13 protein-coding genes and 1 tRNA gene are annotated in these 11,520 nt (G+C 55.4%); 6 read left to right on the top strand and 8 right to left on the bottom strand.

Features of this window, described 5'->3' with window-relative positions; genetic code table 11:
- Nucleotides 1–222: 222 nt before the first annotated feature.
- A complete protein-coding gene (locus BA066_04515; GenBank protein RDD53435.1) occupies nucleotides 223–1,305 on the top strand; it encodes an asparagine ligase in 1,083 nt (360 codons plus the stop codon).
- The gene (locus BA066_04510) at nucleotides 1,302–2,489 is read left to right on the top strand and encodes a hypothetical protein (protein RDD53434.1); all 1,188 of its coding nucleotides are present in this window, start codon (nucleotides 1,302–1,304) and stop codon (nucleotides 2,487–2,489) included. Before BA066_04515 ends, BA066_04510 begins: the two co-directional genes overlap by 4 nt.
- Before the next feature lie 17 nt (nucleotides 2,490–2,506).
- Here BA066_04510 and BA066_04505 read toward each other — a convergent pair whose 3' ends face one another.
- On the bottom strand, nucleotides 2,507–2,782 hold the full coding sequence (locus tag BA066_04505; protein RDD53433.1) for a hypothetical protein: 276 nt from the start codon (nucleotides 2,780–2,782) through the stop codon (nucleotides 2,507–2,509).
- A gap of 140 nt (nucleotides 2,783–2,922) precedes the next feature.
- On the opposite strand from BA066_04505, the gene rnz reads away from it, so the two are divergent.
- Entirely contained in the window at nucleotides 2,923–3,831 is a 909-nt protein-coding gene (rnz, locus tag BA066_04500) for a ribonuclease Z (GenBank protein RDD53432.1), read from the top strand.
- On the opposite strand, the gene BA066_04495 is transcribed toward rnz, so the two are convergent.
- Nucleotides 3,820–4,419 (bottom strand): hypothetical protein, encoded by a 600-nt coding sequence (locus tag BA066_04495; GenBank protein ID RDD53431.1) that lies wholly within the window; start codon nucleotides 4,417–4,419, stop codon nucleotides 3,820–3,822. The two genes, rnz and BA066_04495, sit on opposite strands and share 12 nt — an antisense overlap.
- A gap of 362 nt (nucleotides 4,420–4,781) precedes the next feature.
- Between BA066_04495 and BA066_04490 the strand changes: the two genes are divergently transcribed.
- Entirely contained in the window at nucleotides 4,782–5,894 is a 1,113-nt protein-coding gene (locus BA066_04490) for a winged helix-turn-helix transcriptional regulator (protein RDD53430.1), read from the top strand.
- 1 nt (nucleotide 5,895) lies between these two features.
- Here BA066_04490 and BA066_04485 read toward each other — a convergent pair.
- The 6 genes from BA066_04485 to BA066_04460 all read right to left on the bottom strand — a co-directional run bounded on the left by BA066_04485 (nucleotide 5,896) and on the right by BA066_04460 (nucleotide 10,389).
- Nucleotides 5,896–5,979 (bottom strand) — tRNA-Leu (locus tag BA066_04485).
- A gap of 229 nt (nucleotides 5,980–6,208) precedes the next feature.
- Nucleotides 6,209–7,195 carry a VWA domain-containing protein gene (locus tag BA066_04480; GenBank protein RDD53429.1) on the bottom strand — a complete coding sequence of 329 codons (987 nt, stop codon included), beginning with the start codon at nucleotides 7,193–7,195 and terminating at the stop codon, nucleotides 6,209–6,211.
- Nucleotides 7,192–8,082, bottom strand: a complete 891-nt coding sequence (locus BA066_04475) for a MoxR family ATPase (protein RDD53428.1) — start codon at nucleotides 8,080–8,082, stop codon at nucleotides 7,192–7,194. Before BA066_04475 ends, BA066_04480 begins: the two co-directional genes overlap by 4 nt.
- 105 nt (nucleotides 8,083–8,187) lie before the next feature.
- Complete coding sequence (locus tag BA066_04470) at nucleotides 8,188–8,781, bottom strand: hypothetical protein (protein RDD53427.1); 594 nt, start codon at nucleotides 8,779–8,781, stop codon at nucleotides 8,188–8,190.
- A gap of 13 nt (nucleotides 8,782–8,794) precedes the next feature.
- Complete coding sequence (locus BA066_04465) at nucleotides 8,795–9,772, bottom strand: tRNA (adenosine(37)-N6)-threonylcarbamoyltransferase complex transferase subunit TsaD (GenBank protein ID RDD53426.1); 978 nt, start codon at nucleotides 9,770–9,772, stop codon at nucleotides 8,795–8,797.
- Nucleotides 9,754–10,389, bottom strand: a complete 636-nt coding sequence (locus tag BA066_04460) for a threonylcarbamoyl-AMP synthase (GenBank protein RDD53425.1) — start codon at nucleotides 10,387–10,389, stop codon at nucleotides 9,754–9,756. Before BA066_04460 ends, BA066_04465 begins: the two co-directional genes overlap by 19 nt.
- Before the next feature lie 60 nt (nucleotides 10,390–10,449).
- On the opposite strand from BA066_04460, the gene BA066_04455 reads away from it, so the two are divergent.
- Nucleotides 10,450–11,358: a type II methionyl aminopeptidase gene (locus BA066_04455; protein ID RDD53424.1), complete on the top strand. Its 909-nt coding sequence runs from the start codon at nucleotides 10,450–10,452 to the stop codon at nucleotides 11,356–11,358.
- A partial coding sequence (locus BA066_04450) for a Holliday junction resolvase (protein ID RDD53423.1) occupies nucleotides 11,358–11,520 on the top strand: 163 nt, incomplete at its 3' end. The genes BA066_04455 and BA066_04450, both read left to right, overlap by 1 nt.

Here is an 11,520-nt window from a genome sequence, read left to right as displayed (position 1 = left end):
GTGCCGGGTGATCACCCACATGCTGTGAGATCTGAGCCTTGAAACCCGCAGCCGCATTGAGGCGCGGCCTGATCTATATAAAGTCTTTATGACATCTTACTACCAAATTTTCTATAATTATGACTCCATAAATGACGATTTCAAGTGATATTCACATCAATAAAAGATATCTTAGGTAATAATGACAGTAAGGTTTTTATTGAGCGGTCGGTCTGCCGGCGCATGATGGCGAGGGGACTGGAGCGGGCGATACAGCCGGAGGAATTCTCCAGGGACATATACGGGATAGTGAGCCATCCGATCATGCAGGAGGTCTACAGGTTCAGGCACATCATAGCTAGGGCGATAAGGGAGTTCCTGGATGGGGAGGGGTTCGTGGAGTTCGATCCGATAATGATAGGTCCTGTGACGGATCCCGGCACCAGGGGCGCTCAGGAGTTCCGCATCCCCTACTACGGCAGGGAGTACAGGATAATGAGGAGCGGGATCCTCTACAAGCAACTGCTGGCGACCGCGATGGAGGAAGGGAAGGTCTACTTCTTCTATCCGAACCTGAGGCACGAGCCCATCGATGCCGGAAGGACGGGTCGTCACTTAGCCGAGTTCGTTCAGGTGGATCTGGAGGTGAGAGGCGCCGATCACCTCGAGGTCATGGGGATAGCGGAGAGACTGCTCAAGCACGTGATTGATGAGGTTAGGGGTTATGAGGACCGGCTGAAGAGGATTTGGGAGTTCTTCGGATCCGAGAGGAGGGAACTCCCAGACATAAGGCTTCCCCTGAAGAGGATGACGCACAGGGAGGCTGTTGAGCTCCTGATGGATCACTCCAGGAGGGATGAGGTCTTGAGGGAACTGGAGAGGAGGTTCAACGTCAGGAGACCCCGGGAGAGGCTCAGCTTCACTGCCGAGATCCCATGGGAGTGGGAGTGGTACCTTTCCAAGATTCAGGATCAGCCCTTCTTCATCCAGGACTACCCGAAGGGAGCGAGGGGCTTCTACGATCGAGAGTACCCTGACAGACCCGGAACTCTCATGGACTTCGACCTCCTGGCGCCCGAGGGTCATGGGGAGCTATCATCAGGGGCTGCAAGGGAATATGAGGCATCAAGGGTCTTCGCCAGGATGATGGAGAGCGGTGAGGATCCGGGGCCCTACGAATGGTACCTGAAGTTCCTCAGGGATCACGGAAAGCCGACGGCCGGCTTCGGCATCGGGATGGAGAGGCTTGTGAAGTACGTCTGCGATCTCCCATCGGTCCACCTCGCCAGGCCGGCTCCCAAGGTTCCGGGGGTGCACACGCCTTGAGGGCTCGGTCCTCGGGATACCCTGAGGGAGCTGAAAGGCCCTCGCTCGATGAGCTGATCCTGCTCCCCCCTCAGTTCACGCCTGGTAGGTTCTGGAGGGGGATGGAGCTGCTGAGGGAGCCGTCGCAAGAGGAGGTGATCACTGAAACCTCGATCGGTGGGTTCAGGGCGAGGATCCCGGTGGTCTGCTCGCTGACCTGGTTACGCGATCCCATGAGCTTGGAGATAGCGAGGGGATGCGCTGAGATGGGAGCACCTCTCTCCCTAGCTATCGCTCCCGAGGGCCATGATGAGAAATCCGGACTCCCCTCATTCAAGGAGATCGCCCTGGCCCACCTGGAGAGCATGAAGGGGCTGGGGGGACTGGTGGTGCGGCAGGCCCCCGAGGATGGTGTGAGGCTCTGGGAGAGGGTGTACACGGACCCCGATCTGGATCCCTACGTGGATGAGGGACTGCTGGCCTTCGAGATAAGCGCCCTGGCCGGCTCAGTTCGTCCCTCGAACCTGGAGGCACCGGAGCTCCCAATCCCGAGGACGATGACCGAGGAGGTGCTGGCCGGCAGGATCAGGTCCATCAGGAACAACTTCCCGAGGGTCAGGGTCTTCCTGAGGACGGGTCCCTACCGGGACCTGGACAGGGTGATAGAGATAGCTGGGAGGGAAGGGGCCGATGCGGTTACCATAGAGGCCGGAGCCATCGGAGCGGGCCTGCCCCTGATCGCCTGCCTAGGGGCGGTGGTGAGGGCCAGGGAGCGTGGGGTGAGGATGAGCCTCATAATCTCGAGCGAGCTGAGGGACTGCTCCCAAATCGCGAAGTCCCTGGCCCTTGGGGCCAGCGCGGTGGAGCTGAGCGAAGCTCTGAGGAAGGCCTGCCTCAGCGGACAGTCCAGCGGTCTCAGGAGGATCCTCGGATCCTCCACCCAGCTGAGGGGCTGCGCAGCCGGGGTGGTGAGCTACCTGAGGGAACTGGAGAGGGGACTGAAAGTGATCGCATTCGCTCTGGGGAAGTGCGGGCTTGATGAGCTCTCCAGCGAGGACCTAGGCGCCCTTGACAGGGATCTTGCCGAGCTTCTGGGGGTTAGCTACGTGTACGGCCTCCGTGGGATGGAGGGGCTCGGCTTGAGGGGTGCAACATCACCGGCTCAGTCGTCCCCTCCGGCCTCATCGCCCCAGAGCGCCAGGTGAGCCCCCGATAAATGCTTTCACCCACTCCCATCGGGCGCTCCGCCGCTTCTCATCTTTCTCGGATCTTGGAGCTTAAGGGAGCTCATGGACCATTCGAGGGCCACTTGACACTCCCCCTGCTTAAGAGGGATTCTTGCTTCTACGGCGTTCATCTCTTCGGTGTTCACAGCCCTTCTAGGCTCCCACCTGCATCCATCCCACCTTAGAAGCAAGGGGTCTGCCACGACCCCGTTATCCCTATCCCTCCAGGAGGGACTCGGGATTATTGATCCATACTTTTTAATGAGGTTCATGATTATTTAAACCTATCGACGCCATTCATCTCACCGCTGAAGCAGGGAAGCTTTCTAGCATGTTTTTCTGAAAATTAGGACCCGGGGATGACCACCGGCCCGGGGAGATTTTAAAATCTGGTCAGGGGATCTGCCATCCTATGAGGGTAAAGTTCCTGGGGACGAGCTCCGCTGTTCCCACGAATGACAGAGGGCTGCCCGCGATCTTGGTGAAGTTGGGAGGAGAGTCCATACTGTTGGATTGCGGTGAAGGAACACAAAGGCAGATGATAAGGGGTAAGGAGAGCCTTATGGATGTGAATAAAATAGTGATAACTCATCTGCATGGAGATCATTTTTTCGGCCTCTTTCCCATGATACAGACACTGGGCATACTCAAGAGGAGCTCCGAGCTCAAGATAATAGGGCCCAGGGCTCTCGAACCCCTCCTGAGCTCAATACTGGAGGGAACCGGATCCAAGCCCCAGTTCAGGGTGATATTCTCGAGCATAGAGGTAGGGAGGCCGATGGACCTGGGGAGATTCACGCTCGAGTTCTTCGAGGTGGATCACAACGGCTTCGAAACATACGGTTTGAAGTTGAAGGAGAAAGACAGACCGGGAGAGTTCGATCCGAAGAAAGCAGATGAATTGGGCATCCCCGTCTTCATGAGAGGGTTTCTTCAGAAGGGCTTCACGATAAAGCTGCCGGATGGTAGGGTGGTGAGTCCTAAGGAGGTCATGGGACCTCCTAGGAGGGGGGCGGTGCTGGTCTACTCCTCAGACACTAGGCCATCCGAGTCAGTCATAGAGGCCGCTAGGGGAGCCGATCTGCTCATACATGAGGCCACTTACCTAGAGGAGCACAAGGATAGGGCCCTGGCCACCGGTCACAGCACCGCCCTAGAGGCCGGTGAGGTTGCTGAAGCTGCGGGCGTCAAGAAGCTCGCTTTAACGCACTTCAGCGCCAGGTACTCCGATGAGGATCTGCCGAGGTTCCAGGAGGAAGCGTCAAAAGCTTACAAGGGTGAGATCGTGGTGGCGAGGGATTTCCTCTCGCTAGATGTTTGAGACCTCCCTCCTACCGCGAAGGAGATCCTGAAGGGTCGCCTCACCAACAGGCCTGCCCCTCTCAGTCTTGGGCGCGAGCCAGTCAGCTAGTATCGTGGGATCCCCCTCGTACTCGATCCTCAGGACTATGGCGCCCATTGGGGAGAACTCCTCGTCATCGACCAGATTTATCCTTCCCACCATGGCAGCCTGCTTGTGGAACCTCAGGGGCCTGATCTCACCCCTCTTAGATAGTAACAGACTTCTCGCAGTATCTAGCACCCTGTTATTCCTGAGGGAGCTCCTCAATTTAGATAGGGAGTCGTGTCCTTCCTTCCTGACCCTGATGAGCTTTACAGGACCCTCCAGAACCTCCACGTCATCCACCTCCTCGCTGAAAGGTACTATGGTCTTCATCGCCTGCATTACCCTCCTCTCATCCTCGGTCGGGTAGACCTCGGCCTCTAGGACCACTCTGAGCGAGAGCCTATTATCAAGTCCCAATCCGGGAACCTCCTCTCCAAGAATCCCTCTATCTCCTCCAGTAGTGGTGGGAGACCCATCCTCAGGTAAGAGACCCTGGGCATGTCGTCCACATTTCCCCCGCAACTAGTTATTCTCTTCTTCAATTTTTCGTAGATTTTAATTCCTTCCTTATCAAAATCTGTCAATATTATAAACACTCTTCCCCTGACTCTGGCCTCTCCCTCGTCCCTCAGCTCCCTGAGGAGGTCGCTGGCGCGAACGAACCTAGCTCGCACCCCCAATAGCCTGAGGGCCCTCTCATCCCTCCTACCCTCCACCACGACCTCCGCTAGATCCGAAGAGGCTCTCCTGTTTATCCCATCCACCCACTCGATCAGGTCCGCGAGCCCACCTACTTTCAATCTAGGATCGATCGACTGTAGCCGAGATACTTTAATAAAGTTATTCACCCGACCGTCCCGGAGATCTCGGAAAGGAGGGAGCCCATGAAACGAACTGCAAAGGTCCTGTTAGGCATCGCTCTCCTGCTCATCCCGCTGTCCTCGATCGCGATAGGGGCGGAGCCCCCTCAGGAGGTCACAATAACGAGGATGGTGGTGACGGCAGAGCTCTTCGAGAACTCCTCCGTGAAGGTCACAGTTATCGCTGAGATTAAGGTCCCAAGAAACTTCACTGGAGTTGTTAGGGCGGTGATGTTTCCAGTGGTGCCCATAGGCATATCTATGGAGAACCCGGAGAAGGGCATCTCTGACGCAAGGTCCCTGTCTCGGGGGATCTACGCACAGAGGGTCAGCACGCAATCGTTCGGAGATGCGATATTAGTGGGTTTCGAGGAGGGACTGAAACCCGGGGAGGCCAGGAACATATCTTTCAGCTTCACCTTGAAACCAACAACCGTTCTGGCGAAATTTGATGATAGCTACAGGTTCGCCTATAGGTTCTACAAGCCCAACGTCACCTTGGATTACAACAAATCCGTGATGGAGGTCATACTCCCAAGGGGTGCCGGGGTCACGAGGATAGGTCAGGAGGGAGCCCTGAGCATGGATCCACTCTCGGAGAGGCTCACGGCCATATGGTCGCCCTTCCCAGCTCCTAGGGGGGGAGGCTGGGACTTCATCCTAGAGTTCAAGATCATGAGTCAGCTGGCCGGGCAGCCCGTCCGAACGGATGCCGTCCCTCAGCAGACCCCCTCGGAGCAGATGATCCCAATACTCCTGATCTCAAACGCCTTCACAGCGAGCTTGACAGTATTCGTCACCACCCTGGCCAGAAGGCTCAGGTACGGGAGAGGGAGGGGCTTGCCAACTCCAATCGAGGCTGATGAGGTTGACGAGGAGACGCTCCTCAAGCTGGAGGAGGCCCTGGAGAAACTGGACAAGGATGAGAGAAGTATTTTAGAGATAATCCACAGGAATAACGGAAGAATTGAGCAGAAAGATCTGCCGGAACTGACGGGGTTCTCTAAGAGCAAGGTCTCCAGGGTGTTGAAGAGGCTCGACTCAATGAGGTTCATAAGGAGGGTATCGCAGGGAAAGACGAAGATCGTAGAGCTGAATCCGATCGTCTCCAGAGTTCTCGAGGGCTCAGCAACATAGATGCGGGGGGTGGGATTCGAACCCACGCGGGCCTGGACCCACCAGCTCCTAAGGCTGGCGCCTTGGACCCCTCGGCCACCCCCGCCGGTCCTCACATGCCCGATTCCATATTTAACCGTTTTAAGTTCACGCCTCGGCGATGTGGGAGAAAATCTGTAAAGTATCATTATGATTTACTCGCCTCTGAAGCTAACATCATAAGCATTTACGTCCATAGCATAAATTAAGCTATCTTTTCAGCATCAGCGGGCTCACTCATCGCAGCCAAACTCCTGGGCCGCTGGTCGCGCGAAACTCCCGTGAGACCTTGATTTTCAATGGCCGAAGATCCTCCTCATCATGCCTGGGATCTCCCTGAAGTCCCTCACGGTGAAGCATCTGCCTCCTCCCAGACTTGCCATGCTTTCGCAGAGAGCCAATCCCTTGGAGCCCCTCCTTCCAGCTGTGTAGATCACGTTGAGACTCCTGAACCTCCTAGCCACGTTTCTCGGGTCCTCCCCAACGTTGTACTCACCGTCCGTTATTAGGAGGAAATCGGGGTCCCTCAGATGGCGGGATAGCTCCAGCCCCCTCCTGAGGCCCTCCGCTATGTTCGTGTACCCTAGGGGAACGAGATCTAATATCTCCTCTATAACCTTGGTCACGCTCTTGTTATCCGTGGGTGATTTCATCACGAAAGCGTCACTGTTGAATCCGATGACGCAGTACCTCCCCTCCCTCAGCTTATGGGATGCTATGGCTGCTATCATCATGGCTATGAGTATCTTCTTACCGGTCATGGAGCCGCTCGAATCCAATATGATAACCAGGGACCTGTTCCTCCTGCTCTTAGTGGAAGCTACTATATCGTCATAGTCAACCTCCTCAATCCTCTTGCACCTCTCGATGATCCTCTCAATCGTCCTCTCCAGATCGAATTCCATGCCTGGTGAGTAAGGGACGTAATCCCTTGATTCGGTCGTGAGGCCCTTCACGTCTCCGCATGATGCCCTTATCACCACCTTCGATATGAGCCTCCTGAAGATCTCCCTGGCCCTCTCATTCAACTTCCACCTGACCTGCCTGTAGAGCCTCACGGCCGTCTCAGGATCCCTCTCAATCGAGATCAACGCTTTCTCCGGAAATCCTCCCTCAGAGATAGATTCAGCCACCAATATCTGACTATAATTCGAGAGGTCCAGAAGTCCCCTTAGATCACCTTCCATCAGGTAATGGTCGGCCAACTTCCTTAGGTTCTCGAAGTTCAGGCTCTGAAAATCCCTCTGTATTTGGAAGCCCATGTTTTTAAGTTTAAGAGTCATCGGGACCTTTGCAGGTCCCTCTGCGCGGGAAAATCCGGTTTATATCCATCCAAGACCGACCTAACGAGCTCCCTTATGAGCTTCTCCTTATCCGCGCTTGAGTCGCTCGTCTCTATCCTCTGGGGCAGGGTCATCAAAGCCGAGGTGTACCACTTCTCATCACCACCGTCCATCAGACTTGTTATCTTGGCCAGATCGATGGAGGAGCGGACAGAGCAGCCCCTCACTATGCTCGGATGCTCCCTAGTCCTCCTGACTATATCAACACTTATCTCAGCGATCCTATCATCGACCTCTGGGATGTGGGTCTTCACTATCTCTATTTCCTCATCCCTACTCGGGTAATCCAGCTTCACCAGAACGAACCTGTCCTTCAGCGCCTCCGATAGTCTGTAGACCCCTATATCCTCCTCCGGGTTCTGGGTGGCTATTATCAGGAACCCCTCCTTCGCCCTCAGAGTGCCCAGGTGAGGGATCTGTATTATCCCCTCATCCATCGCTGGTAATAAAGCATTTTGAGCAGACTCGGGAAGTCTATTTAATTCATTAATGAATAGGATGGATCCAGATAGAGCGGCTCTGGTGAGCGGTCCCGGTATGAATGCCTCCTCGACGTATCCCATCCTCAGCACCGTTGGGGGATCCCAGTGACCCAGGAGCTTGTTCTCATCGAGCCTCTCATCACCATCGACCCTCACGAAGTCCCTGCAAAGGTACTCAGCGAGCGCCCTAGCGAGCAGAGTCTTCCCCACTCCAACGGGTCCCTCCAGTAGGATGTGCTTACCGCTTCTTACGGCTATCAGCATCTTCTTGAGCTCCTCTCTCCTCCCGACTATCCTGAAGCGTCTTCTTATCTCCTCAACTTCCCTCTGCAGCTCCACCGTCAACTTCCCTTCATCACAATTGGGCGGGAACCCTATTTTAAGCTTGAAGTCCCCCTAGGGATCAGACGTAAAAATAATTAAAAATATGCCCGCTTAATACCAATTAATCTAATTCTTTTCCCGAATTTTACTGATAATTATGTCTATGTAAGAGCTCACCAGGTGAAACACTTCATCGGGCTCCATCCTCGTTGTGTCCACGACGAGATGGAAGGGAGTTAGATCCTTGGCTAGATCGAACCCATAAATTCTCTTATATATCTCATACGTCCTTTCTTCCTTGACTTTTATTCTATTCATTGCCTCTTCAATGCTTATTTTGTCCCTACTAGCTACTCTAGAGGCCCTCACATCCAAATCCGCCTTGAGGAATATCTTTATGCAGGCATCGCAGTCCAGCAGGTACGCGATGGTCCATGAATCCAGGACGTATCCTCCCTCCCTCGCAAGCTCCATGAGCCTTCTATCAACCTCAAGATCATATCTGGGATCCTCCAGCCTCCTATCCAGCGCTTCACGGGCCTGATCCCTCTCCCACCATCCCTGATCCTCCAAGCTCTCGCTCCCAGCGATTAGCTCCTTCAGGAGCTCCCCCCCGGATATCCTCTCCAATCCGTATCTCTCGGCGAGCCTCCTAGCCAGCGTGCTCTTCCCGCTCCCGGTTAGTCCTGAGAGGCATATGTTGAACTTCTTCCCGGCCATGGGAGACACCCGCTCAGATGAGCGGCCAGTTGAGGTCGTCTATCCTCCATTCAGGTAGTATGTGGGAGCTGACGGGATCCTCCGGTGGGAATATTCCGTGTAAGTGACATAGTAGCGCGGTCCAAGCTATCATGGCACCATTATCCCTGGCCAGATCCGGTGGTGGGACCTTTAAAGAGGCACCTCTTTCCTCACACATCCTCCTCACCTTCTCCTTGAACCTGGGGGATGCCGCCACCCCTCCAACTAATAACAGTTCATCCTTGCCGGTGAGGGCAAGGGCCCTCTCGGCAACCTCAACGGTCATCGAGAAAGCGACCTCCATGAAGCTCCATACCACGTCCTCCTTTCTAGCTCCCGATCTGAGCTTCCTCAATGCCTCCGTTAGCAGTCCGCTGAATGAGAGATCCATGCCCTTGACCGTGTACGGTAACTCGATCCAGTTCCCCTCCATGGAGTCCATGAGGGGGCCCGGTGGGAATGGGAGTCCCAGCTCCCTGCCCAGACGATCTTGAGCGTTTCCGAGACCTATGTCCAAGGTCTCCCCCAGAACCACATACCTCCTTCCGTTATGGGATATCACCTGCGTGTTACCTCCGGAGACGTAGAGCACCACGGGATCCTTGGAGCCCGTGATCATCCTCCCTATCTCCACGTGCGCCAGCGGATGATTCACCCCTATCAACGGTTTATTTAGCTTCAAGGAGAGGGATCTCGCAATGAAAGCCCCGATTAAAAGTGCCTGACCGATTCCAGGTCCTCTGGAATATCCTATGACCGAAATGTCCCTGATAGACACTCCAGCCGACGAGAGAGCCTCCTCCAGTACCTCCAAGGCTACGCTGGAGTGATGCTCGGCGAGCTCATGAGGCCTCATCCCCCCGCTCATCGAGGAGAACGTGCGCCACTTGTTGGAGAGCACCCTCCCGGCTGCATCAACCACCCCCACGCCGAAGGTGTGGGCCGTGGACTCTATCCCAAGCGAGATGATGTTATCCTCCGATACTCCCTCAGTATCGCTTCGAATGGGACATCACCCTCCCTGATGAGTACGGGTTCTCCCCCAGTTAAATCGACTACGGTGGATGGTTTGCTGGGCGGCAGTACACCGTAATCGAGCAGTAAATCCGCTTTAACCTCACTAGCGGCCTCATCGGGGTCCAATTTTGGAGGTCTCCCGGATATATTGGCGCTAGTGGCTGTTATCGCCCTTCCGAAACACCTTATGATCTCCAGAACGATGGGCAGGTTGGGGATCCTTACCCCTATCGCCTCCGGATTGACGAGATCCAGAACCCTTGATGTCTTCCTGAGTATGAACGTCACCTTCCCGGGGAGGAACCTCAGGATGAGCTCCCTGCTGATTTCATCGAGCAGGGCGTATCTCTCGAGCATGTCAATATCGCTGACGGCTATCGTGAGTCTCTTCTCCCCGGGCCTCCCCTTGACCTCGTAGACCCTCCTCACGGATTCCTCATTCTCGGCGTCAGCTCCCAGCCCGTAGACGGTGTCCGTGGGGTATATCACGAGGCCCCCCCTCTTAAGCACCTCAACAACCTCTATGATTACCTCCTCCCTCCCGCTTTCCCCGAGGCGGATCCTCCTCATAGATCATAGGAGCATGCGAACCCTATTTTTAATTTCCTTCCAATAGCTCCGGGGAGTCGAATGTCCATGGGAGAGGAGGAGATCGAGACGCTAATGAGGCTGGGTGAGGCTCACTCATCGGTGCTGGAGGACATGCTCCAAAGGGTCAGGGAGGGGGTGAGGTTGCTCGACATAGCCGAGGAGTCTGAGAGCAGGATAAGGGAGATGGGATACGAGCCGGCATTCCCCACGAACATATCGCTGAATCAGACGGCCGCCCACTACACGCCCTTCCCCGGGGATGAGAGCATCGTTTTGAGCGGTTCGGTCGTGAAGCTGGACATGGGATCGCATGCCGGGGGCCTGATAGTCGACGCCGCCAGGACCGTGGTGCTGGATGATAGGTATGAGGAGATGGTGGAGGTCGCGAGGGAGGCGGTGATCAAGGCCGTGGCCAGGATCGCCCCCGGAAGTAGGCTGATAGATGTGAGCGAGGTCATCTATGAGACCATAGTCTCCTCCGGGTACAAGCCCATAAGCAATCTCACGGGTCATAAGATAGAGGTTTACAAGCTTCATGCGGGGGTGGATGTCCCAAACATCCCAGTCAGGGGAAATTACAGGGTGAAGAAGGGGGATATCTTTGCTATAGAGCCTTTCGTGACCTCACCCGATTCAAAGGGTTACGTGGTTTCATTTGGTGAGCCCCTGATATTCTCGATGAGGAGGAAGGTGAGCTCGAGGGACGAGAGGGAGAGGAGGGTCATGAGACTGATAGAGAGGAACTACAGCAAGCTTCCCTTCTGTGAGAGATGGTTCTTCAGCGAGATCGGTGGCAGGATAAATGATATACTGCTGCGCTTGGCCAAGAAAGGAGCCCTAATATCATATCCGCCCCTCGTCGAGGTGTCCGGCAGGTTCGTGGTTCAGTACGAGGATACCGTGCTGGTGACCTCCGAGGGTTCGATAAACCTGACGGGTGGGACCTGATGGGAGTCAGGAGGAAGGGAATAAGGGCCGAGAGGGACTTGCTTGAGAGGTTCTGGAGCCTTGGGATAGGCGCCGTGAGGGTGGCCGGGAGCGGCGTCTCGGCGCATCCATCAGCGGATATAGTGGCGGGCTTCAGGGGGAGGATAGCGATCATAGAGGTGA

Source organism: Candidatus Korarchaeota archaeon NZ13-K (assembly GCA_003344655.1).
Classification (GTDB): Archaea; Korarchaeota; Korarchaeia; order Korarchaeales; family Korarchaeaceae; genus Korarchaeum.
This window is presented reverse-complemented; position numbering and strand designations above follow the sequence as displayed.